The organism is Romboutsia sp. BSD2780061687b_171204_C1 (assembly GCF_015560225.1).
Classification (GTDB): Bacteria; Bacillota; Clostridia; order Peptostreptococcales; family Peptostreptococcaceae; genus Romboutsia_C; species Romboutsia_C hominis.
In genome coordinates, this window is record NZ_JADMRK010000001.1 from 235653 (window position 1) to 260539 (window position 24887).

Annotated in this window: 26 protein-coding genes and 1 riboswitch; all 26 genes read left to right on the top strand. The window is 26.7% G+C overall.

Annotation, left to right across the window (positions count from 1 at the left end; all coding sequences use genetic code 11):
* Nucleotides 1–8: 8 nt before the first annotated feature.
* Nucleotides 9–1580 (top strand): flagellar filament capping protein FliD, encoded by a 1572-nt coding sequence (gene fliD, locus I2H23_RS01235; protein WP_195580890.1) that lies wholly within the window; start codon nucleotides 9–11, stop codon nucleotides 1578–1580.
* A 15-nt stretch (nucleotides 1581–1595) separates the two neighbouring features.
* Complete coding sequence (locus I2H23_RS01240) at nucleotides 1596–1916, top strand: hypothetical protein (RefSeq protein WP_195580891.1); 321 nt, start codon at nucleotides 1596–1598, stop codon at nucleotides 1914–1916.
* 117 nt (nucleotides 1917–2033) lie between these two features.
* The gene (locus I2H23_RS01245; protein WP_166504988.1) at nucleotides 2034–2840 is read left to right on the top strand and encodes a flagellin N-terminal helical domain-containing protein; all 807 of its coding nucleotides are present in this window, start codon (nucleotides 2034–2036) and stop codon (nucleotides 2838–2840) included.
* A 137-nt stretch (nucleotides 2841–2977) separates the two neighbouring features.
* Nucleotides 2978–3781 (top strand): flagellin N-terminal helical domain-containing protein, encoded by an 804-nt coding sequence (locus tag I2H23_RS01250; protein WP_166504989.1) that lies wholly within the window; start codon nucleotides 2978–2980, stop codon nucleotides 3779–3781.
* Nucleotides 3782–3866: 85 nt separating this feature from the next.
* Entirely contained in the window at nucleotides 3867–6101 is a 2235-nt protein-coding gene (locus I2H23_RS01255; RefSeq protein WP_195580892.1) for a glycosyltransferase, read from the top strand.
* Nucleotides 6102–6138: 37 nt separating this feature from the next.
* A complete protein-coding gene (locus I2H23_RS01260; protein ID WP_166504991.1) occupies nucleotides 6139–6741 on the top strand; it encodes an HAD-IB family phosphatase in 603 nt (200 codons plus the stop codon).
* Complete coding sequence (locus I2H23_RS01265; RefSeq protein ID WP_166504992.1) at nucleotides 6714–7364, top strand: NTP transferase domain-containing protein; 651 nt, start codon at nucleotides 6714–6716, stop codon at nucleotides 7362–7364. Before I2H23_RS01260 ends, I2H23_RS01265 begins: the two co-directional genes overlap by 28 nt.
* A 273-nt stretch (nucleotides 7365–7637) precedes the next feature.
* Entirely contained in the window at nucleotides 7638–8162 is a 525-nt protein-coding gene (locus I2H23_RS01270; protein ID WP_240276285.1) for a class I SAM-dependent methyltransferase, read from the top strand.
* Between the two features lie 65 nt (nucleotides 8163–8227).
* The gene (locus I2H23_RS01275; RefSeq protein ID WP_195580893.1) at nucleotides 8228–9706 is read left to right on the top strand and encodes a CDP-glycerol glycerophosphotransferase family protein; all 1479 of its coding nucleotides are present in this window, start codon (nucleotides 8228–8230) and stop codon (nucleotides 9704–9706) included.
* Between the two features lie 918 nt (nucleotides 9707–10624).
* Nucleotides 10625–10706: riboswitch (cyclic di-GMP riboswitch) on the top strand.
* Nucleotides 10707–11159: 453 nt separating this feature from the next.
* The gene (locus I2H23_RS01280; RefSeq protein ID WP_166504994.1) at nucleotides 11160–11483 is read left to right on the top strand and encodes a flagellar basal body protein; all 324 of its coding nucleotides are present in this window, start codon (nucleotides 11160–11162) and stop codon (nucleotides 11481–11483) included.
* 4 nt (nucleotides 11484–11487) lie between these two features.
* Nucleotides 11488–11892 carry a flagellar basal body rod protein FlgC gene (gene flgC, locus I2H23_RS01285; RefSeq protein WP_166504995.1) on the top strand — a complete coding sequence of 135 codons (405 nt, stop codon included), beginning with the start codon at nucleotides 11488–11490 and terminating at the stop codon, nucleotides 11890–11892.
* 15 nt (nucleotides 11893–11907) lie between these two features.
* On the top strand, nucleotides 11908–12225 hold the full coding sequence (gene fliE / locus I2H23_RS01290) for a flagellar hook-basal body complex protein FliE (protein WP_166504996.1): 318 nt from the start codon (nucleotides 11908–11910) through the stop codon (nucleotides 12223–12225).
* A 22-nt stretch (nucleotides 12226–12247) separates the two neighbouring features.
* Nucleotides 12248–13810: a flagellar basal-body MS-ring/collar protein FliF gene (gene fliF, locus I2H23_RS01295; protein ID WP_166504997.1), complete on the top strand. Its 1563-nt coding sequence runs from the start codon at nucleotides 12248–12250 to the stop codon at nucleotides 13808–13810.
* A 16-nt stretch (nucleotides 13811–13826) separates the two neighbouring features.
* Nucleotides 13827–14903, top strand: a complete 1077-nt coding sequence (gene fliG / locus I2H23_RS01300; protein WP_195580894.1) for a flagellar motor switch protein FliG — start codon at nucleotides 13827–13829, stop codon at nucleotides 14901–14903.
* Entirely contained in the window at nucleotides 14884–15663 is a 780-nt protein-coding gene (locus I2H23_RS01305) for a FliH/SctL family protein (RefSeq protein WP_207741679.1), read from the top strand. Before fliG ends, I2H23_RS01305 begins: the two co-directional genes overlap by 20 nt.
* Nucleotides 15660–16967 (top strand): flagellar protein export ATPase FliI, encoded by a 1308-nt coding sequence (gene fliI, locus I2H23_RS01310; RefSeq protein ID WP_092926881.1) that lies wholly within the window; start codon nucleotides 15660–15662, stop codon nucleotides 16965–16967. Before I2H23_RS01305 ends, fliI begins: the two co-directional genes overlap by 4 nt.
* A 15-nt stretch (nucleotides 16968–16982) precedes the next feature.
* Complete coding sequence (gene fliJ / locus I2H23_RS01315; protein WP_166504998.1) at nucleotides 16983–17423, top strand: flagellar export protein FliJ; 441 nt, start codon at nucleotides 16983–16985, stop codon at nucleotides 17421–17423.
* 12 nt (nucleotides 17424–17435) lie between these two features.
* Nucleotides 17436–18677, top strand: a complete 1242-nt coding sequence (locus I2H23_RS01320; RefSeq protein ID WP_195580896.1) for a flagellar hook-length control protein FliK — start codon at nucleotides 17436–17438, stop codon at nucleotides 18675–18677.
* Between the two features lie 11 nt (nucleotides 18678–18688).
* Entirely contained in the window at nucleotides 18689–19219 is a 531-nt protein-coding gene (locus I2H23_RS01325; protein WP_195580897.1) for a flagellar hook assembly protein FlgD, read from the top strand.
* Nucleotides 19220–19240: 21 nt separating this feature from the next.
* Entirely contained in the window at nucleotides 19241–20110 is an 870-nt protein-coding gene (locus tag I2H23_RS01330; RefSeq protein ID WP_166505001.1) for a flagellar hook-basal body complex protein, read from the top strand.
* Between the two features lie 20 nt (nucleotides 20111–20130).
* The gene (locus I2H23_RS01335) at nucleotides 20131–20946 is read left to right on the top strand and encodes a motility protein A (RefSeq protein ID WP_092926871.1); all 816 of its coding nucleotides are present in this window, start codon (nucleotides 20131–20133) and stop codon (nucleotides 20944–20946) included.
* Nucleotides 20936–21643: an OmpA family protein gene (locus tag I2H23_RS01340; protein WP_195236884.1), complete on the top strand. Its 708-nt coding sequence runs from the start codon at nucleotides 20936–20938 to the stop codon at nucleotides 21641–21643. Before I2H23_RS01335 ends, I2H23_RS01340 begins: the two co-directional genes overlap by 11 nt.
* 20 nt (nucleotides 21644–21663) lie before the next feature.
* Nucleotides 21664–22116: a flagellar biosynthesis protein FliZ gene (locus I2H23_RS01345; protein ID WP_195580898.1), complete on the top strand. Its 453-nt coding sequence runs from the start codon at nucleotides 21664–21666 to the stop codon at nucleotides 22114–22116.
* Complete coding sequence (gene fliP, locus I2H23_RS01350; RefSeq protein WP_092926865.1) at nucleotides 22100–22768, top strand: flagellar type III secretion system pore protein FliP; 669 nt, start codon at nucleotides 22100–22102, stop codon at nucleotides 22766–22768. Before I2H23_RS01345 ends, fliP begins: the two co-directional genes overlap by 17 nt.
* 13 nt (nucleotides 22769–22781) lie before the next feature.
* Nucleotides 22782–23051, top strand: a complete 270-nt coding sequence (gene fliQ, locus I2H23_RS01355) for a flagellar biosynthesis protein FliQ (protein ID WP_092926863.1) — start codon at nucleotides 22782–22784, stop codon at nucleotides 23049–23051.
* Nucleotides 23052–23055: 4 nt separating this feature from the next.
* Complete coding sequence (locus I2H23_RS01360) at nucleotides 23056–24882, top strand: fused FliR family export protein/FlhB family type III secretion system protein (protein WP_166505004.1); 1827 nt, start codon at nucleotides 23056–23058, stop codon at nucleotides 24880–24882.
* The last annotated feature ends 5 nt before the right edge of the window (nucleotides 24883–24887 follow it).

The window sequence follows — 24887 nt, forward strand, 5'->3', positions numbered from 1 at the left end:
AATTTTATATGACAAGAGTAAATACAATAAGAATACCAGGTCTTGCAACGGGAATGGACACCGACACAGTTGTAAAGCAAATGCTTGTTGGTGAACAAAATAAAATTGATAAAGTCAAGCAAAAAGAGCAAATAGTAAAGTGGCAGCAGGAAATTTATAGAGACGTAATGAAAGATTTGAAAAATATAAATGATAAATATTTTTCAGTAACATCTAAAGATTCAATAGTGAGTAGTAAAGCTTGGAATACATTATCAGTTCAAAGTTCTAATAGTAGTGTAATGTCAGCTACATCAAGAGCGGGAGCAGATAATATACATTATAATTTTGAAGTTAATAAAATAGCAGAACCAGCTAAAATTGTATCTTCAAAAGACAATTTAGACAAGTCAAGTAAATTAGCGGATTTAGGAGCTAAAATAGGAGAATCATTTAAAATTTCTGTTGGAAAAGATGACAAAGGGAATATTTTATACTCAAATCCTATAACAATAGAATCAAGTGATACTATAGAGAGTTTAGTTGATAAAATTAACAGTAATGGAAATGGAAAAATAAAGGCATCATATAGCAAGATGACTGGAAGTTTTAGTATTGAATCTTTTGACACAGGATCAAACAGTAATATTGAAATCATTTCTGAAGATGGAAGCAAATCTAATTCTCTAGAATTTTTAGGACTAAAAACAAAAAAATACAAGACAAATGCAGATGGAAGTTTTGTATTAAATTCAAAGAATGAACCAGATTTTGATATGGTTGATTTTTCAGGTATAGCAAGTGGAAGTAATTCTTATATCAAAGTCTCAGGAGATGACGGATTTAGTAAAGTAATAAATGAGCAAAAAAATAATTTCTCAATAGATGGAATAGATTATAGTATTTATAATAAAGGAACTTCTGAGATAACCTCAAAAAAGGATACAACCAAAGCCCTAGATAACATGAAAGGTTTTGTACAAGATTATAATAAAATAATGGATAAAATGTATAGTCTTATAACTGAAAAATCTAAGAAAGATTATCAACCGCTTACAGAAGAACAGAAAAAGGATATGAGTGAAGAAGAAGTAAAGAAATGGGAAGCTAATGCTAAAAAAGGTATACTTCGAAATGATTCTGAGATGAGAAGATTTATAAATGATATGCAAAATGCTATATTTGGTGATAATATAAAAGTTTTAAGTGAAATGGGTGTAACTAGTCCACAAGACTATAATAAAAAAGGTCAGATATCATTAAATGAGGATAAATTTACTAAATCTTTAGAATATAATTCGGATAAAGTCTATAAATTATTTGCAAAAGATAAATCTAGTATAATGGGAAAAATGAATGATATTCTTAACAAGAATATAGGAGGATCATCATCTATATTTGCTAGAAAAGCTGGGCTAGAGAGAACATCTTCTGTTGTGAAGAATTTTTACTCAGAACAAATAAAACGACAAGAGGATATGATAAAAAATCTTCAAAGAAAAATGGATACTAAGGAAAATGCTTTATATAAAAAATTTGCAGACCTAGAAGCTAGTATGAATAAGCTAAATTCACAGATGAGTTATTTTATGCAGGCTTAAGGCTAGGTGTTAAAAATGAAGGAAAGTATCAAATTATATAAAAGTGTATCATTAGACATATTAAATAAATTAAAAAGTAGTAGTTTAATTAATATAGGTGATTTATTTGATAAAAGACAAGAAATATTAAGTAATGTACTTGACTTTGAAGCATTTAAAATCCAGATGATCGATGAAGGAATATTAGAAATTGATAGAGAGATACATATATTGCTTAGTGATAGTATAGAAAAAACGAAAGATGAGATAAAAAATCACAAACTATCAAATAGAGTAAATACCTCATATCTAAGTACGAAAAAAGAAAATTTAAATATTTTTAACAAAAAAGTATAAAGTTAATATAAATTATAACGATATATATATATGTAAGGTACTTGGCCAAGTACAAAATACACAATACAAAAGGCAAAAGACAAGGATGTCGTAAAGTCCTAAGGAGAGGAAAAAACAATGAGAATAAACACTAATATGAACGCTATGATAGCGACTAATCAAATGGCAAAAAATACTGCATTATCAGGAAAGTCTATGGAGAAATTATCAACAGGACTAAGAATAAATAAAGCAGGAGATGACGCTGCAGGTCTTGCTGTTTCAGAAAAAATGAGATCTCAAATAAGAGGGATGCAACAAGCAGATAGAAACGTACAAGATGGTATATCAATGGTACAAACAGCAGAAGGTGCATTAGAAGAAGCAGGAAATATAGCTCAAAGAATGAGAGAACTTGGAGTTCAAGCAGGAAATGACACATTATCTGCAACTGATAGAGACAAGGTAAAAGAAGAATTAACTCAATTACAACAAGAAATGAATCAAATAGGTAAAGAAACTAAGTTCAATGGTAAAAACTTATTAAGTGGAGCAGGAGCATTTACAATACAAGCTGGAGCTAATAATGAAACTAGAACTATAAATACTATAGATTTAGTAGGACAAGCTAAAACTTTAGCTAGTATGGACGTTTCTAGTAGTTCAAAAGCACAAGCTTACGTAAGTAAAGTAGATGCAGCATTAGAACAAATAAATACAGGAAGAGCTAAATTAGGAGCAACTCAAAATAGATTAGAGTATACTTCTGCTAACTTAACAACTTCTACAGAAAACTTAAGTGCAGCAGAATCAAGAATAAGAGACGTTGATGTTGCTAAAGAAATGGTTAACTTATCTAAGTTAAACATATTAAATCAAGCAGCACAAGCTATGGTTGGACAAGCTAATCAACAACCTCAAAGTGTAACTCAGTTATTAAGATAGTTTTAAAATAAGTAAATAAATTATAAATATATTAAAAAATATAAAGTATATCTATATTATGCCGATATATATAATATAGATATACTTTTATAAATAAAAGACAAGGATGTCGTAAAGTTCTAAGGAGAGAAAAAACAATGAGAATAAATACTAATATGAATGCTATGATAGCGACTAACCAAATGGCAAAAAATACTGCATTATCAGGAAAGTCTATGGAAAAATTATCAACAGGGCTAAGAATAAATAAAGCAGGAGATGACGCTGCAGGACTTGCTGTTTCAGAAAAAATGAGATCTCAAATAAGAGGAATGCAACAAGCAGATAGAAACGTACAAGATGGTATATCAATGGTACAAACAGCAGAAGGTGCATTAGAAGAAGCAGGAAATATAGCTCAAAGAATGAGAGAACTAGGAGTTCAAGCAGGAAATGATACATTAACTACAACTGATAGAGATAAGATAAAAGAAGAATTAACTCAATTACAACAAGAAATGAGCCAAATAGGTAAAGAAACTAAATTCAATGGTAAAAACTTATTAAGTGGAGCAGGTACATTTACAATACAATCAGGAGCTAATAATGAAACTAGAACTATAAATACAATAGATTTAGTTAAGACTGCAGGAAGTTTAACTATAGATGTATCTGATAATACAAAGGCTCAAGCTTTCGTAAGTACGGTAGATGCAGCATTAGAAAACATAAACACAGGAAGAGCTAAATTAGGAGCAACTCAAAATAGATTAGAGTATACTTCTGCTAACTTAACAACTTCTACAGAAAACTTAAGTGCAGCAGAATCAAGAATAAGAGATGTTGATGTTGCTAAAGAAATGGTTAATTTATCTAAGTTAAACATATTAAATCAAGCAGCACAAGCTATGGTTGGACAAGCTAACCAACAACCTCAAAGTGTAACTCAGTTATTAAGATAGCTTTATTAAGTTAAAAAATAAAGAGTAAAGCATGTGCTTTACTCTTTATTTTTAAATTTAATCACTTAAAAGGAGTATTAAATATATGCTACTAAGTATTGTAATGATGGTAAAAAATGAAGAGAGAAATTTAGATAAAACATTGAACGCACTACGTCCTTTAATGGAAGAAATAAATTCTGAATTAGTAATACTAGATACTGGATCAACTGACTCGACTGTTGATATTGCAAGAAAATATACTGATAAAGTATTTTTTGCAAAGTGGAATGATAACTTTTCAGATATGAGAAATATATCAATAAGTTATGCAAAGGGAGACTGGATACTTATATTAGATGCAGATGAAGAGTTAATTAATTATGAGAAATTAAAAGAATTCTTTGATAAAAGCTTATTCAATAAATATAATAGTGCAAGTATAAATCTAAAAAATATACTTTCGCTAGATAAAAAAAGTTATAGTATGACTCCTTTAATTAGAATGTTTAAAAACTCAAAAGATTTTAGATATGAAGGAGCAATACACGAACAACCAAAATTTAAACATCCTATATATAAAAATGTAGCTTTATTTGATCACTATGGATATTTATTTGAAAATGAAGAAATCAAACAATTAAAAGATAATAGAAATAAAAATATTTTATTAAAAGAAATAAAGAAAGAACCGAATAACCCATATATTAACTATCAATTAGGAAAAACTTATTCTATATCTAAAAACTATGAAGATGCAATATATTATATGGAAAAAGGGTATGATTTGTATACAAAAATTAAATATATACCAATATTTGTAACATTAGATTTAGCTATGCTTTATTTAGAAATGAATGAGTTTGACAAATGTGAAAGTTTATGCACTAAGTATATAAAAAATGATAATAAAAATATAGATATATATTATTACCTAGCGACAAGTCAAAAATATTTAAGAAAATATAAGCGAAGCTTAGAAAATTATAAAAGGTATTTATATCTTATAGAAAATTATGATATATCTACACAAGCTAATGCTGTTGAGTGTAATGCAGATACATTGATACACCAAGATAAAGCTAAAGTTAACATTATTGATATTTATTACAAATTAGAGATGTATCAAGAGATAATAAATAATATAGATGATATAAATATTAATATTTTAGAACAAGCTTACTTAGTTATATTTATGAGTTTATATAAATTAAATCAAGAAGAAAAAATCATTGAAATATATAAAAATCTTTCATCTTGTATAGTACAGCAAAATAAATTTAAAGTTGCGTTAGAAAGTATACTAAAAAGAATAAAAGAAGAAGATTTGCCTAAAATGTATAAAATGCTTTCTAAAATAGATGGAAATTACGGTACTTTAAATAAAATAAGATTAGGTGAAAAATTAACGATTAAACAATATAATGAGATACTAACAAAAGAGCAAGAAATATATTATGCAGATATAATATATTATGCTATGAAAGAAAATCTACAATTAGAAGATATATTAAAAAATATAAGTAACTTAAAAATGCAAGGTTATATAGATTATTTAGTTTCAAATAAAAGAGATTTTATATTTGATTTATATGATTACTTAGACAATACTTTAAATACTTTAGACATAAAGAAACTTCAAATTTATAGTTGTGTATCTAAATCATTGTTAACATATGGTGGTTTAGTTGGTAAAAAGTATGAAAATTTATTTTTAATGTATATAACTTATACTTATGATTATTTGAAGCAATTATATAATACAGACTTAGAAGATGATGATTTACTAAATTTATTGAAAAATGAAGATGAAATATTCATTATAAGTATAAATAGAGCTCAAAAACTTAGTAAAACTGATAAATTAGAGTATGTAAAAAAAATGAAAGACTTATTAATAAAAAATCAAAAATACAAAAAGGGAATAGAAATATTAATAGAGAAATTTAAAAATGAATTTGATATAAATGAAGAGCTAAATGGTCTTAAAAAACAATATAAATCGATAATTCAAAATGACATAGAGGTAGGAAATATTATTGGAGCTAAAGAAAATATATATGAATATGAAAGTATATTTGAAGAAGAAGAGGCAGAGATACTAAATTTAAAAGCAATTATAAAAATGTTAGAAGGAAAGTTCGAAGAATCTGATAAAATGTTTAAAAATTCATATTTATTAGATAGATACAATTATAATGTGGTTTTTAATATAGGGTGCATAAAAGAAATATTAGGACAATATGAAGATGCCACTAAATATTTTGAATTAATAGTAAAAAACTGTGAAGACGAAAACATAGTTCTAGAATCAAAAGAAAAAATTATGATTATAAATTAAAATATACAAAAATTATGTCATAAGAGGAGGCTCAAATTTGAGTAAATATAAATTTGTATTTGACCTAGATTCAACATTAACAAAACAGGAAATACTTCCTGAAATGGCAAAGTATATTGGATGTCATGAAAGTATTAGCAAAATAACAGAAGATACTATGTTAGGTAAGTTGTCTTTTGAAGAAAGTTTTCTAAAACGAATTGAAATATTAAAAGAGATACCTATAAAAAAAGTACGTAATATAGTTAAAAATATAACATTAAATGAAGAATTAATTAAATTTATTTTAGAGAATATAGATAGATGTATTATAATAACTGGTAATCTAGATATCTGGATTTGTGAACTCATGGATATGTTAGGTTTAAATGATATATATTATTCATCAAAGGCTTTAACGGATGGTCAATATATTAAATCAGTTGTAAATGTTATAAAAAAGGAAGATATAATAAAAGAAATAGATGGACCAGTAGTAGCTATTGGAGATGGAAGTAATGACTCAAAAATGATAGAGTATGCTGATATAGGAATTGGATTTGGTGCTGTTAGACCAATAGCTCCGAGTGTATTAAATGTTTGTGACTATGCGTTTTATGAGGAGGAGAAATTATGTCAGTTTCTAAAACGATTATTATAAGTTGCGCAGGAATGGGAACTAGATTAGGTCTAAATACTAATAAATCATTAATTGATATTGATGGAAAACCATTAATAATAAGACAATTAGAATGTTTAGACAAGTTTGATGATATAAGAATTGTTGTAGGATATCAAGCCCAAGAAGTTATTGACGTAGTTTGCTCATATAGAAAAGATATTACTTTTGTGTTTAATCATGATTATACTAATACAAAAACTGCTGCTAGTTTATCACTAGGGAAAAAACATTCTAATGAGATGATTATATCATTAGATGGAGATGTATTATTTAAACCTGAAGACCTCGAAAGATTTATATTAGAAGATGATGAAGAAGCAATAGGTGTTTGTTCTCCATATACTAATGAACCAGTATATATAGATACTGAATTTATAGATGGAACTGAACATGCAGTTAGTTTTTCAAGACAACATGGAAAGTATGAATGGACTGGGTTGTTTAAAATATATGCACATAAACTTAATAGCGGAAATGACCATGTATATAAAATGATAACACCTAATTTACCTTTAAAAGTAGTTCATGTAAATTTAAAGGAAATAGATAATATGAATGAATATAAAAAAGCTTTAGATTGGTATAAAAATGGATACAAATAAAATCGGTTAAATATGAATTTATAATCAAACCTTAACTAGGAGAAATGGGATGACGAAAAAAAATACAAGGGTATATAAAGAAAACATAAATATAAATAAAAAAGTGTAAAACTATTTTGGGATAAAAGAGCAGAAAAGTACACAGAAGATAATCCTTATAAAGCTGTAAAATGTAACGATAATGATTCTGAATATGCAAAATTATTAGATGAGTATGAAAAAGAGGTTATAATACCTAAATTAAAAATAGATAAAAATTCTAAAGTTTTAGATATAGGTTGTGGAGTAGGAAGATTAGCAGAAATGATAGTATTAAATAGTAAATACTATTTAGGTACTGATTTTGCAGAAGATTTACTTAATATAGCGAGAAAAAGAATAGGTTGTAATAATAGTTATGATTTTCAAATATGTGATTTTATAAATATATATGATAATGAGGTTGTAAAAAGTAATGCCCCGTTTAATAAAGTAATTTTAGCAGGTCTTATAATGTATATAAATGATGAAGAATTTAACATATGCTTTGAAAATTTACTTAAAGTCTTAGATAAAGAGGCTATGATATATATAGCATCACCAATTGCTACAAAAGAAAGATTAACCCTAGGTGATTTTTACTCTAATGAATTAAATAGTGAATATAATGTTATATATAGAACAATTGATGAATACATAGATGTTTTTAAAGTTCTTATAAATAATGGATTTAAGATTATAGAAAATGAAATGTTTCTAACTGATAAAAAACAATACAAAGAAACTGAGAGACACTATTTTATTTTAAATAGAGGTTAAACAATAAACTTATAACTAAAGTTACAATTTAAATCTTGGATTTATAGAAAGTAGTGTGATTAAAAATGAATGAAAAACAAAGAATAATAGAAATTTTAAAAACCTCAATAGAAGGGATTTCTTATATAATTAAAAATTTAAATACAGACTATGAGTTTATGTCTGAAATTTGTATACAAGCTATTAATACAGTTAAAAATAGCTTTGAAAATGCTAAAAAATGTGACGGTAGACTTTATAATCTATCAAATAGTATATTAGAAAAATTAAAAGATTTAAATAAAACAAAAGATACAGATACACTTTATGATTGCCAAGAAATTATTAATATGATAAATGATATGATAGATATTATAAATAAAAATATTAAGGAAAAATATAATATTGTTTTTATGCCATACAATGCATCTATGTGGAATAGCCTTGAAAGTATTTGGAAAGAAGCTAAAGAAGATGAAAATTGTAATTGTTATGTAGTACCAATTCCATATTATAAGTTAATTTATAATAGAAATGGGAATATGGACGCTATATTTACATATGAAGGTGATATGTTGCCTAAATATGTACCTATTACTGATTATAAAACATTTGATTTAGAAAAAATTAGTCCAGATGTTATATATATACACAATCAATATGATGAATATAATAATGCTACTAGAGTAGATAGCAACTATTTTTCTTATAATTTAAAAAAATATACAGATATGCTAGTATATGTTACTTATGGAATATTAGGTACTTATCCAATTTCATTTTATAAAGATTTTTACTCATTTATAGGAACAAGAGAATTTGATAAAGTTGTTGTACAATCTCATGCATTTGCAGACATTGCAGAATATAGTGGGGTAGCTAGAGAGAAATTATTGCCTCTTGGGTCACCTAAATTTGATGCTTTAGTTAGTAGTCTAAAATCAAATACTACAAATGAATATTATAAAAATAAATTTAAAGGTAAAAAGGTATTTTTATGGACTACAAACTTAATGAAAGTTATAAATGGAAGAGATAAAGTATTAGATGAAGTTGAAGAAGTCTTTAATAAAATTAGAAATGATTTAAACTATGGATTAATATATAGACCTCACCCACTGGAGCTGTCATATGTTAAATCAAGAGCCCCAGAATGCTATAAAAGATATAAAGAGTTATTAAGCTCAGCAAAAAATACAGAAAATATAATTATTGATAATTCACCTAGTTATTACGAAGCTTTTCAAATATCTGATGCACTAATAACAGATAGGTCTTCTGTATTAATTGAATATATGGCTACAGGAAAACCTGTTTTAATATATGACATAGAATTAAACAGAGAATACTATCATGAAAAAGTATTTGATATATTTTCTAATTATATAGTTGGTGAAGATGAAATGACTGTAGATAAATTTATAGATTTAGTAGTCAATAAAAAAGATTACAAAAAAGATAATAGAATTAATGCACTAAATACTGTTCTTTCAAATATTGATGGTAGTTGTGGAGAACAAGTTCACAAACATATAAAGCAGTGTATTGAAAATAATTATTTTTAAAATTTCACAATGATATTAAATACAAAAAGTCATGAATAACTTATTATATTAAGTAACTATTTTTACAAGACTTTTTGTATTTTATTATTAAAAATATTAAGTATTAATTAATACAGGTATATAATTTTAACTATAAGAGTATTTATAATAATTAATAGTTTTATACATATCCCGATAAGTTCATAAAATAAATCTAAATTAAAAGTAGTTAAATTACTACTAAAGTCTTTAATCATTTTTCAAAATCATGAATTTTTATAATATTATATGAACACAATATTAAATTTTCTTTAAAGAAAGAATAAATTTTAATATTGCAAATGTTATAAAATTTATCTAAGTAAAAACTAACTTTACTATACATTTTATTAGTATAATAAGCTTTGATTTATTAATAAGGTAGATAAGTATCATAAGAAATTTTATTAATATAATTGAGTGTTAAATCAATATTTATATCAAAAATATCTTTAGGAACTAATATAGATATAAATGTATTTAATTTTCTGGTTTTAATATTTTGAATTTATAAATAAAATTACAGTCATAATTGAAAAAAATAGGAATATTATCTAAATTTATAATATTTAGGAATTAATCTGAATAAGGATGTTTAAGTTAAAAATTTTTAGTGATGTAGAATTTATTGTCTAATACATAATTTGTATTATTTTAATAAAAAATATAAAGTTCTAATTATATCAGCCGTATAATATAAAATACAATATAAAATATAATATAAAATAAAATTACACTTTGTGATTTAACAAATAAGTTTAAATGTATTTTTAATATTAGTTTGAAAAAAAATAGTAAGAAAATACAAATAAAAACTTGATTAAATGGTAATTATACTATAATATTTAGTGTATGGAAAAAAATGTCGAAAAGTGTAAAAAAAGAACGAAAAACAACAAAAAACAAAATAGGCAAGCTAGAGAAATCTAGTGACGCAAAACTATAGGAGCTAAAGTAGAAACTATGCTAGCCAGTTGCAAAAAACTGTGTGTTTTTGTTTTCGATATATAAGGTTTATAATTTTGGAGAATTATGAATAATATATAAATTATTTTGATTGTTTGTGTCCAAATTATGCATCTCTATTTATCGACGCTGATATTATATAACTCTCTTTAGAGTTATTTTTTTTTGAAGAAATAATATTTTAATAAATCTAATAATTCAATTATATTATCAAAGTTCATTATGTATCTTACATTTTTTATTATAGGAAAAATTATGTAATAGTATAAATTATATAGAAAAAAATAAGTAAAAGTTTATAATTAAAATGATAAGAAAATTAAATATAAGAAAACGAATAATAAATATATTGATTTAATTTTATATCTAAAATAATCAAATTCTAGCAATGATAGTATGCTATGTAGTATACAAAATTACTCTTTATAGAGTGGTTTTTTGATTTATAAAATTAATGGAGGAGAGTAATATGGAAATCTATAATTTAATGAAAATGGGATTAGATGCTACACATTTAAGGAGTAATGCCATTGCAGAAAATATTGCTAACATAAATACTCCAGGGTATAAAAGAAAGTATGTTAGTTTCGAAGATACTTTAAAGAATAAACTAGAAATTCCTAGTATAAAGTTAAAGGTTGATAAGGAATCTGTGGTCAGAGAAGATGGTAATAACGTTGATATTGAACATGAGAAGGTTAATCAAGCAGCTACGACATTAGAATATAATGCGTTAGTAAGTCTTACAAATATAAAAATCGCTATGACAAAAAGTATAATATCTGGGAGGTAAATAAATGAGTGTTTTTAGTGGTATGAGAATTAGTGCAAGTGGTCTGACAGCAGAACGTATGAGAATGGATATAATATCTTCGAATGTTGCTAATATGCAGACTACAAGAACTAAAAATGGAGGAGCATATAGGAGAAAAGTAGCTAGCTTTGAAGAAAATTATGATGAAAAATTAGGGATGTTAGGTGTTAAAACAAAAAAGATTGAAGAAGATAAATCTCCTCTCAGAAAAATATATGAACCAAATCATCCTGATGCAGACAAAGATGGATATGTAGAATATCCAAATGTAGATTTATTAGCTGAAATGTCAGATCTTATAAGTGCATCGAGAGCTTACGAATCTAATGTAGATACTTTAAATGCTCAAAAAAATATGATATCTAAAGCTTTAGAGATAGGTAGATAGAAAGTAGGTGGTTAAATGACAGGAATAAGCAATATAAATATTAATTCTGATATATTCTCTAATGCTATTAATAATAAGACTACATATAAAGTTAAAGGAAATGAAAAGCCAGACAAGCAATTTGAAGATGTTATAAAGAATGCTATAGGTAAGGTAAATGATAGTATTATAAATTCAAATGAAAAGATAGAAGCGCTTATAAAAGGTGAAGATGTTTCTATGCATGATGTTATGCTATCAGCACAAGAATCTCAAATGTCAGTGCAACTTATGATTGAGATTAGAAATAAGTTATATGATGCTTACCAAGAAATTAATAGAGTGCAATTGTAATTCCTTAATAAGGAGCAGATAGATGAATTTTAAAGAGATAATAGAAAAAATAAAAGATTTTATAAAAACAAGAAAAGAAAAATTTAAGGAAATGAGAAAAGAAAAGAAAATAGCCATTATAGTTGGAGTGATTGCAATTATATTAGCTATAATATTTGGAATTAAGTATAAAAATGATAATAAATATGATGTTCTTTTCTCGGGTTTAGATTCAAATGATGCATCTGTTATAACTAAAGAACTAGAAAAAGAAAAAATTGAAACGAAAATAGAGGGCGATAGTATATATGTACCTAAAGATCAGGTAGATAAGTTAAGACTTGAACTATCTGGAAAAGTTTCAAATGGTTCTAAAGGATTTGAACTTATGGATGAAGGATCATCGTTAGGTCTTACAGATGAAGAATTTGAGGTAAAAAAACAAAGAATGATTCAAGGTGAACTAGAAAAAACTATAAAAACTTTTCCGCAAGTACAAGATGCAAGAGTTCATATAACAGAAGGTGAAGAATCTGTATTTGCTAAAGAGAGCATACCTGGAAAAGCAGCCGTTTATGTAGATTTAAATGTAGGAGAACAATTAAGTCAAGAACAAGTTAAATCTATAATATCTTTAGTATCCGCAAGTACACCAAATATACCGAAACAAAATGTTGAGGTAATCAACCAAAATATGGTCTTATTATCAGAAGGAATATTTGATGAAAATGGAAAATCAAATTCTAGCGATAATTCTAATGGGATTGATATTGCAACTAAGGCAGAAAGAGATCTAGATAAAGGATTAGAAAGAGATATAGTTAGATTACTTGAACCTATATTTGGAGAGGGAAAAGTAAGAGCAACTGTTAATGCTGATTTGAATTTTGACACTAATGAAAAAACTCAAACGATAATAGATCCTAACAAGGTTATAGTAAGTGAGTCAAAAAGTGAAAATAAATCTACAGAGCCAGTAAATACAGGTGGTACTGTTGATAACAATATGAATAATAAAGGCAATGTAAATGATGGAACTACTGAAAGTAAAAGTGAAGATATAAAGTATGAAGTAGGAAAGACAGAAATTAAAACTGTTAAGGCTCAAGGTGAATTAAATAGAATAACTGCTTCGGTTGCTATAGATGGCAAATTAGATGCGGGAGATATTAAAGACGTTAAAGATATGGTATCTAATACCATTGGTGTAGAAAAAAATAGAGGCGATGATGTAGTAGTTGTTGCTATGGACTTTGAAGCAAATGCTAAAAAGAATCTAAAAAATGCATTAGGTGATGAAGATGAAGTGGCTAAGTTATTAAAAACAACAGGATATATAGTAGCCGGATTATTACTAGTTATAGTAATAGCACTTATAGCTATATTTGTTATTAAGAAAAAGAATAAATCTAAAGAAATTGATGAAATAGATGAATCTAATGAAATAGATATGATAAATCAAAAGCTAGAAGAAATGGAAAAACATAGGCTACACAATTTAGAAGATGATGAAGATAATATGACTTTAGAGGAAGAAGTTAAGATATACGCTTCAGAAAATATAGAAGAAGTTACAGAATTAATAAATAATTGGTTAAATGAGTAAAGGGTGGTAGTTTGTTTTGGAAAATGAAGTTACTAAATCAGTAGAGAGTACTAAATCAGGAAATGCATTTGATTTAGGTGATATACCTAAAGTGAGAAGAGTTACTGGTGCTAGAAAGGCAGCAGTACTCTTAATGACATTAGGGACTGACGTTTCAGCGGATATAGTTAAAAATCTATCTGATAAGAAAATACAAAGAATCGGTGTAGAAATAGCTAATATACACACTGTCAACGCAAGAGAAAGAAGAGAAATTCTCCAAGAATTTATAGAACTAAATAAAGGAAAAGAATTTGTGTTAAAAGGTGGTATAGACTATGCAAAATCACTGCTTAATGGAGCTTTAGGAAACCAAAGAGCTAATAAATTAATAGAAGGAATTAGATATGATGCTTATACAAAACTGTTTATGGCAGCGAGAAAAGCTGAACCAGAGCAGATATTAGCATGTATACAAGGTGAAAGTACACAAACTATAGCTATAATCTTATCTCACATACAATCAGACAAAGCAGCTTTGATATTAAGTGAGTTACCACCTAAGATTAAAAATGAAGTTTCACTAAAAATAGGATCAACATCATCAGTATCACCAAGTGTAATAAAGGCCATTGATGAAGCTGTAGAAATGAAACTATCAAAACTTGGACAAAGAGAAATGGAAAGTTCTGGTGGTATTGATAGCTTGGTTGAAATACTTGGTAATGTAGATAGAAAAACAGAAAAAAGTATTATAAGTTACATAGAAGAAAGAAACAATGAATTAGCTGAGGATATAAAGGCCAATATGTTTATATTTGACGACATTGTAAGGCTTGAAAATTCTACTATTCAGAGAATTCTTAAAGAGGTTAATGTTAAAGATATTGCATTTGCTCTTAAGGGAGCATCTAAGGAAGTATCAAATGTCATATTTAGAAATCAATCTCAAAGGGCATCACAAGCTCTTAAAGAGGAAATTGATTTATTAGGAAAGATAAAAATATCTCAAGTAGAGGAAGCACAACAAAATATAGTTAATGTTATAAGACGACTTGAAGATATGGGTGAAATAACTTTAACAAGAGGATCAGATGATGAGTTTATCATGTAGTAACATAATAAAAGCTAAAAATGTTAATTTAAAAGGCGTAAAAACAATAAATAACCTCTCTCAAATTGAAAGTGAAGAAGAAAGAAAGCTTAGAGAAGACTTAGAAAAAAAATTAAGCGAAAAAAAAGAAGAAATAAATATTAAGTTACAAGAAGCTCAAAAAGAATATGATGACATTATAGATCAAGCTAAAGCTGAGGCAAGTCAGATAATTGAAGAAAGTAAGTTAGAAAGAGAAAAAATAGAAAAAAAAGCTTATGAAGAAGGATACAATCAAGGGCTTAAAAACGGATATGAAGATGGATACAAAGAATCATATGAAGAAAATATAGAAAAGGCAAAAAAAGAGTCTGAAGAAATTGTAAATAATGCCAGTAAATTATTGATACAAGCCAAAGATAAAGTAGCTGAGTATATGAATTTAAATAAAGAAGAAATACTAAAAATTAGTATAAGTATAGCTCAACAAGTTCTAAGGGATGAATTCAAATCAGAATCATCTATGAATACTTTATTAACTAAGGTAATTGAAGAGTATGAACTCAAGGAAAATATAGTAATAAAAGTAAATCCTTTATATAAAGATAGCTTAAAGAATGAAATATTAAGTTTAAAAGAATGTAATAAACTTAAAGGCGACGTATTCGTTTTAGAAGATGAATCTATAGATATTGGAAATGCTATTATAGAGAACGTAAAAGGAAGAATAATAGTAGGTGTAGATGCTGTAATAGATAAGGTTAAAGAGGAGCTATTATGATAGACATAGATTTTGAAAGAATACTTAGTAGGATAAAGGATATGCCTACTGTTATATCTGAAGGAAAAGTAAAAAAAGTTATAGGTCTTACAATAGAAGTCGAAGGTATAAAAGGATTTGTAGGTGAGTTATGCTCTGTATACAATAATTTAAATACCCCTATAAATTGTGAAGTTGTAGGTTTTAGAGATGGAGATGTAATACTTATGCCTCTTGGTGAGTTAACAGGAATTGGACCTGGTTGCAAAGTAATTGCACAAGGAGTACCACTTAGTGTTAAATGTAGTGATGAACTTTTAGGAAAAGTACTTGATGGCATAGGTAATCCAATAGATGAAAATATGATTTTACAAGGTGAGAGATATAGTTTATTTAATGAACCACCAGATCCAATGAGAAGACCTCGAATAACAAATATAATGCCAACAGGAATAAGAGCAATAGATGGATTTTTAACTTGTGGAGAAGGACAGAGGATAGGAATATTTGCAGGTAGTGGAGTTGGTAAAAGTACAACTTTAGGAATGATGGCAAGAACGGCAGAAGCAGATGTAAATGTTATAGCCCTTATTGGAGAAAGAGGAAGGGAAGTTTTAGACTTCATTGAGAGAGATTTAGGTGAAGAAGGCATGAAGAAGTCGGTAGTTGTTTGCGCTACATCAGATAAATCACCCTTAGTAAGATTAAAGGGAGCACTAACAGCTACATCTATTGCCGAGTACTTTAGAGATAAAGGTAAAAAAGTAATATTAATGATGGATTCTGTAACAAGATTTGCTATGGCTCAAAGAGAAGTTGGATTAGCTATAGGAGAACCGCCAGCACAAAAAGGATATACTCCTTCCGTATTTGCTATGTTACCAAAGCTTATGGAAAGGACAGGAATGTCTGAAAAAGGATCTATAACAGCTTTTTATACTGTTTTAGTTGATGGAGACGATTTTAATGAACCAATAGCAGATACTGTAAGAGGAATACTAGATGGACACATTGTTTTATCTAGGCAATTAGCACATAAAAATCATTATCCAGCTATAGATATATTAAACAGTGTAAGTAGACTTATGAAAGAAATTGCAGATGATAATCATAATAAAGCTGCATCATTTGCTAGAGATATACTTGCTACTTATAAAGAAGCTGAAGATTTAATAAATATTGGAGCTTATGAAGAAGGTTCAAATAAAAATATAGATATGTCTATTAAATATATAGACAGAGTAAATGATTATTTAAAACAAGGTGTTAATGATAGTACACCATTTAATGAAAGCAAAGAGTTATTAATTAATATGTTCAACTAAAGGAGACTGATGTAAGTGAGTAAGTTTAAATTCAAACTTCAAAAACTGCTAGATATAAAAGTAAAAGATGAGGAAGAAAGTAAATTAAGATATACACAAGCTCAAAATCAAAAAAGAATAATAGAGAATAATTTAAGGAATTTAGAAAATTCTTATAAAAAATACTCAGATATAGGAATGTCTAAAGATATAATTAGTCAAAAAATTACTATTAATTATTTAGCAGCACTTACTCAATCTATAAAATTAACTAGTGAAGATTTGAGAAAAGAAGAAATTAATGTTTCTAAAGCAAAAAAAGATTTTATAGAAAAACAAATAGATAGGAAATCTTTAGAAACCCTTAAAGAAAACGAACTTAATAGATTAAAAAAAGAAGAAGATAGATTAGAACAATTAAAAAATGACGAATTTGCATTATATGCATATATAAGAAATAGAACAAATATATCATAAAGGTGAATTAATATGAATTTAAATATGTCTATAAAAGCAATGACTAATGCAAAAGAAAATACTTTAAAAAAAACAGAAGGAAGTAAAGATATAGTCAATTGTTTTTTTGGCGAAATAGAATCAAAGCTTGAAGATATGAGTTTAAATTTCAATACAGATGAATCTAATAAAAAAGACATTGATTTTAATCTCCTTCAAAATATAATATTTAACCTTAAATACATATATGATTTCGTAAATGATGAGTTAAAAGAAGGTAAAGATGTAGAAGGGTTAAATGAAAGTATCAATAATATACAAGTTATTTTTGATTCTATGAATATAGATAAAAATAATTTAGAAATAAATATAAATAATAAAGAAGGATTAGAAACTTTAGAAAATACTTTAGGTGAAATTGAATTTAAGTCTAATTTATTAAGTAACAATGATAAAGATAAATTAAATGATTTATTAGAGAAAATAAATAATGATACAGAAAATATAATAAAAAAATTTGATATAAACGAAAACAAAAGTAGTAATAATATCAAATCAAAACCAACTTCAAATAGCAATGAATTATTAAATAATGATTTTGAAGATACTAAAAATTATAAAAAAAATGACTTAATAAAGGAAACTAAGTATAGAGAATTAGAAATTAATTCATTAATAAATAAAAAAAACTTAAATCAAAGTAGTAGTTTAGATAACAATGATCTACAAATAAGTAAGTTAGAAGACATCCTTAATAAAGGAAGCATAGGAAATCTAAATACAAATAATATTTTAAAAAATGAAAATACATATAATTTAAATGATAGCTCAGTTAAAGAGATTAGAAAAACATTTATAAATGAAGATATTATAAAAACAGTAAACTACTTAAAAAGAAGTGGTAATGAAGAAATAAAAATTAAAGTTAATCCAATAGAATTAGGAGAGATGACTATAAAACTTGTAAAGCATGGAGAAGAAAATAGTTTATCTATAACTGTTAGTAAAAATAATATATTTGACTTGGTAAATAAAAATATAAATGATATAACTAAACATTTGAATGATATGAACATAAAAGTAAAAGATGTATCAATAAATATAAATTCAGAAAATCAAAATGTATTTTCAGATAATCTAAACCAAAATTTTAATAATAAAAATAGCCAGCAAGAAAGACAGAAAAATAACCAAAGACGTATAAGAGATATTATGTTAGAAGATATAAATGAAATCTCTAATATAGAAGAAGATAATCTAAATATATTAGTATAGGAGAATACAAAATGAGTGGATTAGTAAGTATGAATAAACAAGATATAATAGGAAGTCAAAAAGTATCTAAAAATCAAAAAAGTCAAAAAACAGAAAATAACACTCCTATAATAATGCCGGGGGAAGAAAATAACAAAGAATTATTTTTAAAAATGCTAGTTGCTCAAATGCAAAATCAAGATCCTTTTAATCCTCAAGATCCCACTCAATATGTAACACAATTATCTCAATTTACTATGCTAGAACAGACAATGACTCTTAATCATAATATGGAACAAATGATGGGAATGACTAGTGGGTTATTAACTAATTCAGCATTAAATTCTGCGACATCTTTAATAGGTAAGGAAGTCGAAATGAATGCCACAAAATTAGATGAAAGTTCAAATAACACAAAGTCAGAAAATAAAACTATAAAAGGTATGGTAGAAGGTGTTCATATAAAAGATGGGACTGTATATATGGACGTAAAAGATAAAGATACAGGCGAAGTTGCATCTATTGAATATGCAGCTTTAATGAAAATAAATGAAAAAAATTAGAAGTTAAGGGAGATTAGTTTTATGTTAAGATCAATGTACTCAGGAATAAGCGGTATGAAAGCAAACCAAACTAAGATGGATGTTGTTGGTAATAATGTCGCGAATGTTGGAACAAGTGCATTTAAAAAAGAATCTGCAAGATTTTCTGATGCTTTAAACCAAACATTTTTATATGCAAGTGCTCCAGGTGGAGTAATTGGTGGAGTAAACCCTGGACAAGTTGGTATAGGTACTAAAGTTAGTGGTATCTTTAAAAATATGATACAGGGACCAATACAACCAACAGGAAGACCAACAGATTTAGCTATGGATGGAGATGGTTTTTTTACAGTTCAAACAGGAGTTAATCAATATGCATATACAAGAGATGGATCATTTAGTCTAGATTTAAATGGTAATTTAGTAACAGCTGATGGTTATAAAGTATTAGGAGAGGATGGAAATCCTATAGAAATACCAAAGGCAGTAGATGCAAATGGAAATCCAGCACCAGATGGAGCTAAGAATGTTAAAAAGGTATTATCTTTTAATATAGATAAGGAAGGTAAAATATCTTATTTATTAGAGGATGGTACAAAAATGCCATTAGTTGATAAAAATGGAAATATAGTTAAAGGAACACAGCAAAAACTTAAAATAGCAGTTTTTCAAAATCCAGAAGGATTAAAGTTATTAGGTGGAAATCTTTATTCAGAATCTGCAAACTCAGGACAACCGTTAAAGACAGCTGTTCATGGTCAAATTAACCAAGGAGCCATAGAAATGTCTAACGTAGATTTATCAGAAGAATTTACAGAAATGATAGTTACAACAAGAGCATTCCAAGCTTCTAGTAAAGTTATAACAACTAGTGATGAATTATTACAAGAGATAATAAACCTTAAGAGATAAAAGAGGAGAAAGATAAAGAAATGAAAAAGCTTGATATTTTAACACCAATAGGACTAGTGCTAGCTTTTGCTCTTGTAATGTTTGGAATATCTATGGGTGGGACTGGAATCAAACCATTTATAGATATGCCTTCTTTAGCAATAACATTAGGAGGATCATTTTCTGCAGTATTAGTAACATTTTCGGTTGCTGATATAAAAAAGATTCCTAAGTACTTTAAGTTATGTACAACATCAAACAATTTATACAAGATGGATTTAGTAGACCAGTTTAAAGAAATTTCTAAAAAGATAAGAAAAGATGGAGTACTAGCTATAGAAGAGGAAGTTTCGCAGATAGAAGATGAATTTTTAAAAAAAGGATTAGAATTAGTAATAGACGGTGTGGACACTGAAAGTATAAAAGAAATATTAGAAACAGAAATAGCAGAAAAAGAAGTACTTTATTCGGGTGGATCTAAAATGTTTAAAGTATGGGGATCTTATGCACCAGCATTTGGTATGGTTGGGACACTAATAGGTCTAATACAAATGCTTACAGACATGGGTTCTCCTGAAGTAATAGCAAGTGGTATGTCAAAAGCATTAATAACTACTTTTTACGGTGCATTATTCTCAAATGCAGTATTAAACCCTATAGGATTTAATATAGAAGGAAAAGGTGAAAAAGAAGTTGTATTTATGGAAATGATGATTTGTGGAATTAGCAGTATACAAAATGGAGAAAGTACAAGAGTAATAGAAGAAAAATTAATAGCATTCTTAGATGAAAAAGAAAGAGCAAAATATTATAAAAGAGAAGGAAATGAAAAGGTAGCAGATTTAGATGGCGCGTAAAAAAAAGAAAGGCGATGATGTCAATACAAATGCGTGGATGGACACATATGCCGATACAATAACTTTACTTCTTACATTTTTTATATTGCTATATTCAATGTCTGCAGTAGATACTCAAAAACTTAATGAGTTAACTGCTGCATTAAAAAATTCACTTCAAGGAAGTACAAAAGTAACTGATTTAAAAAATATAGACCAGCTAAAGGTAGCTATAGAAAAAGATGGAGATAAATTAGCATCAAAATACGAAGATTTATCTAAAAAATTAAATAAAATAATAGATGAAAAAGGTCTTAAAGATGACATAAAAGTTAGAGAAGAAGATAGGGGTATAGTATTACAATTAGGAGAAAATATATTATTTGACCCAGGAAAAGCAAATTTAAAAGAAGATAGAAAAAAAGTGCTAGATGGAATAACGAGTATAATAAAAAGCACTGATAATGACGTTTTAGTTGAAGGTCATACAGATGATGTTCCTATGCATAATAAAGAGTTTGCTTCTAACTGGGAACTATCAACTGCAAGAGCTGTAGGTGTAGTTGAATATTTCGTAGATGAGCAAAAACTAGATCCTATTAGATTCTCTGCAAAAGGATATGGAGAATTTAAACCATTAGTTAAAAATGATACACCAGAACACAGGGCAACAAATAGGAGAGTAGATATTTTAATTGTTGAGCAAAAGGAGAAGTGATAATAAACATCATGGATAATATGTTGCAATATATAATAAATTTATTGATATTTGTACCACTAATTTTAATCTTAATAGTAGTTTCTTTAAGATTAAGTAAAGCAAGTATGTCAACTATTGCAGGCAAAAAATATACTAAAGTTTTAGAAGTTACAAATTTAAAAAAAGACATAGATTTATTTGTTTTAAAGATAGGTGATGAGGGATGTGTATTAGTATCATCACCTTCTAAAGTAGATAAAATTAAGGATTTAACTAAAGAAGAAATAAATTCAATAGAAAAAATAAAAGATGATTCTGAAATAAACTTAGGGCAGTTTGCTCCAAGATATAAGAAATTTAATTTTTTTGGAAATAAATCAAAATATAAAAGCCTTAAAGTAAATAAATCAGATTATAATAATTTAAATCTTAGTAAATACAAGATAGATAAATTAAACTTAAAGAGGAATAAATATGGAAGATTTCGCTAGTATGATGTTAAAAAATCAGCAACATTTAGCTCCTTTAATAAAATTATTTATAGTTTTAACATTTTTAATGTTTTTGCCAACTGTAATATTTATGATGACAAGCTTTGTTAGAATAATTATTACACTCTCATTTTTAAAATCAGCATTAGGAGCACAGCAATCTATACCTAATCAGATTTTAATTGGTATAGCCATGGCACTTACCATATTTATAATGGCACCTACTATAAGTGATATAAATAAAACTGCAATAAAACCTTATATGGAAAAAAAGGTTGAATTTAAAGAAGCTATAGAAAAAGCTGAAGTACCTGTAAGAAAATTTTTATTAAAGCAGACAAGAGAAAAAGATATAAAATTATTTTTAGAAATGTCTAATATGGATGGAAAAAAAGTCACAAGAGATGATATTCCATTATATATATTAGTCCCAGCATTTGCTATAAGTGAATTAAAAACAGCTTTTCAAATAGGATTTTTAATATATTTACCATTTTTATTAATAGATTTAGTGGTATCAAGCACACTTATGTCTATGGGGATGTTTATGCTCCCTCCGGTTATGATTTCATTACCTTTTAAATTACTATTATTTATTATGGTAGATGGATGGAATTTATTAATAAAATCTTTACTTTTAAGCTTTAAATAATGAGGAGAATATTATGAATGAAACTATGGTAATGAGTATAGTAAAAGAAGCATTATATACAAGTATGTTGGTGGGAGGCCCAATTCTTATACTATCTTTAGTTGTTGGACTACTAGTAAGTGTATTTCAAGCAACTACTCAGATTCAAGAACAAACATTAACTTTTGTACCTAAGTTGATAGTTATAGCATTAACATTAGCTTTAGGTGGAAATTGGATGTTGCAGGAACTTATAAAATTTACAACAAAAATAATGAGTATAATAGCTAATATAAAAGGATAAAAAATTGATATTTATATTTATTAGAATAATAACCTTTTTTGCTATCATAAATGTAATATTTCCTGCAGGAACACCAAATATATTTAAAGTAGTATTTTCATTATTTATGTCTACAATAATAGCTTTTTCGGTACATGTAAATGTACACATTACTACAGTTTTACAATTAATAAATTACAGTGTAGTTGAAATAGTAACAGGATTAGTATTAGGATTTATAACAAGTTTGTGTTTTAATAGCTTAAAAATTGTAGGTAGCTTAATAGATCAACAGTTAGGATTATCTATGATAAACATATATGATCCTAACAGTAAAAATCAATCAACACTTATAGAAAATATAATGTATTGGATAGGTATTTTGGTATTTTTTACTATGAACGGACATCATAGTTTAATAGAAGGAATACAACATAGCTTCGAGATAATACCTGTAGGAAAATCTATACTAATTGGAAATTTCAATTACGTAATAAATGTATTTATTGAATATTTTGCAATTGGTTTTAAAATAGCAGTTCCTATTGTACTTTGCTTAATAATAACTGAGATAATAATGGGATTAATATCAAGAAGTGTTCCACAATTTAATGTAATGGTTATAGGAATGCCAATTAAACTTTTAGTAGGAATAGCAGTTTTTATTATAGGAATGCCATTTATACTAAAAGAAATTCATAACTTATTTAATCAATTACCATCTATACTAGATGGAACTTTAAAAGTAAAGCATGGAGTGTTAAGCTCTATTGGACCTGTAGGTATGATTTTATCTTCTAGTGGTGATAAAACAGAAGAACCTACATCAAAGAAAAAGAAAGACGCTAGAAAAAAGGGTAATGTAGCTAAAAGTAAAGAAGTAACAACTGCAATAACCCTAATAGCCATATTATTTATAATTGGTACAATGTCAAATTATATGATATCAGATTTTAAAAATAATATAATACATTATTTAAGTAATAATTTTAAATTTAATATGGATTATAACATATTACACACTTTGACAGTAAATTTAATAATTTCATTTATGAAGTTATTTTTACCAATAGGATTGATAATAATTGTATTTTCTGTAATAGGAAATGTTATGCAAACAGGGTTTATGTTTAACTTTGAGAGCATTAAGCCAAAATTTTCAAAACTTAATCCAATAAATGGATTTAAAAATATGTTTTCTATGAAATCTGTAGGAATGTTGATTAAAAGTATAGTTGTAATAGCTGTACTTTTTGAAATAGGATACAGTTTTATGAAAAAAAATTTCGAATTAATAATGAACAGTGGAGACATACATCTTCCATACCTTATATACACTATAGTAAATATAATAAAAGATTTACTAATAAATATAGTTTTAGCAGTAGTAATAATAGCAGTAATTGATTTTGTATATCAAAAGTATAGTTACAGAAAAAGTCTAAAAATGACTAAACAGGAAGTAAAAGAGGAATTTAAGCAAGTTGAAGGAGATCCTCATATAAAAGGAAAGATAAAACAAAGACAAAGAGAAATGGCTAGTAAGAGAATGATGCAAGCTGTTCCATCAGCTACCGTAATAGTAACAAATCCAACACACATATCTATAGCAATAAGGTATGAAAGAGGAAAAGATACAACTCCTATAGTTGTTGCAAAAGGAGCTGATGTAGTAGCATTTAAAATAAGAGAAATAGCCAAGGAACATGATATACCTATTTTAGAAAATAAACCTCTAGCAAGACTTATATATAAAGAGGTAGAAATAGATCAAGAAATACCAGAAGAAATGTATCAAGCAGTAGCAGAAGTATTAGTGGCTGTTTATAAAATTAAAAATAAATACAAATAGTTAAA

Excerpts from the sequence above, each read along its gene's own strand:
- fliD (WP_195580890.1), top strand. The coding sequence starts at position 9 with ATGACAAGAGTAAATACAATAAGAATACCAGGTCTTGCAACGGGAATG.
- I2H23_RS01240 (WP_195580891.1), top strand. The coding sequence starts at position 1,596 with ATGAAGGAAAGTATCAAATTATATAAAAGTGTATCATTAGACATATTA.
- I2H23_RS01245 (WP_166504988.1), top strand. The coding sequence starts at position 2,034 with ATGAGAATAAACACTAATATGAACGCTATGATAGCGACTAATCAAATG.
- I2H23_RS01250 (WP_166504989.1), top strand. The coding sequence starts at position 2,978 with ATGAGAATAAATACTAATATGAATGCTATGATAGCGACTAACCAAATG.
- I2H23_RS01255 (WP_195580892.1), top strand. The coding sequence starts at position 3,867 with ATGCTACTAAGTATTGTAATGATGGTAAAAAATGAAGAGAGAAATTTA.
- I2H23_RS01265 (WP_166504992.1), top strand. The coding sequence starts at position 6,714 with ATGTCAGTTTCTAAAACGATTATTATAAGTTGCGCAGGAATGGGAACT.
- I2H23_RS01275 (WP_195580893.1), top strand. The coding sequence starts at position 8,228 with ATGAATGAAAAACAAAGAATAATAGAAATTTTAAAAACCTCAATAGAA.
- I2H23_RS01280 (WP_166504994.1), top strand. The coding sequence starts at position 11,160 with ATGGAAATCTATAATTTAATGAAAATGGGATTAGATGCTACACATTTA.
- flgC (WP_166504995.1), top strand. The coding sequence starts at position 11,488 with ATGAGTGTTTTTAGTGGTATGAGAATTAGTGCAAGTGGTCTGACAGCA.
- fliE (WP_166504996.1), top strand. The coding sequence starts at position 11,908 with ATGACAGGAATAAGCAATATAAATATTAATTCTGATATATTCTCTAAT.
- fliF (WP_166504997.1), top strand. The coding sequence starts at position 12,248 with ATGAATTTTAAAGAGATAATAGAAAAAATAAAAGATTTTATAAAAACA.
- I2H23_RS01305 (WP_207741679.1), top strand. The coding sequence starts at position 14,884 with ATGATGAGTTTATCATGTAGTAACATAATAAAAGCTAAAAATGTTAAT.
- fliI (WP_092926881.1), top strand. The coding sequence starts at position 15,660 with ATGATAGACATAGATTTTGAAAGAATACTTAGTAGGATAAAGGATATG.
- I2H23_RS01320 (WP_195580896.1), top strand. The coding sequence starts at position 17,436 with ATGAATTTAAATATGTCTATAAAAGCAATGACTAATGCAAAAGAAAAT.
- I2H23_RS01325 (WP_195580897.1), top strand. The coding sequence starts at position 18,689 with ATGAGTGGATTAGTAAGTATGAATAAACAAGATATAATAGGAAGTCAA.
- I2H23_RS01330 (WP_166505001.1), top strand. The coding sequence starts at position 19,241 with ATGTTAAGATCAATGTACTCAGGAATAAGCGGTATGAAAGCAAACCAA.
- I2H23_RS01335 (WP_092926871.1), top strand. The coding sequence starts at position 20,131 with ATGAAAAAGCTTGATATTTTAACACCAATAGGACTAGTGCTAGCTTTT.
- I2H23_RS01340 (WP_195236884.1), top strand. The coding sequence starts at position 20,936 with ATGGCGCGTAAAAAAAAGAAAGGCGATGATGTCAATACAAATGCGTGG.
- I2H23_RS01345 (WP_195580898.1), top strand. The coding sequence starts at position 21,664 with ATGTTGCAATATATAATAAATTTATTGATATTTGTACCACTAATTTTA.
- fliP (WP_092926865.1), top strand. The coding sequence starts at position 22,100 with ATGGAAGATTTCGCTAGTATGATGTTAAAAAATCAGCAACATTTAGCT.
- fliQ (WP_092926863.1), top strand. The coding sequence starts at position 22,782 with ATGAATGAAACTATGGTAATGAGTATAGTAAAAGAAGCATTATATACA.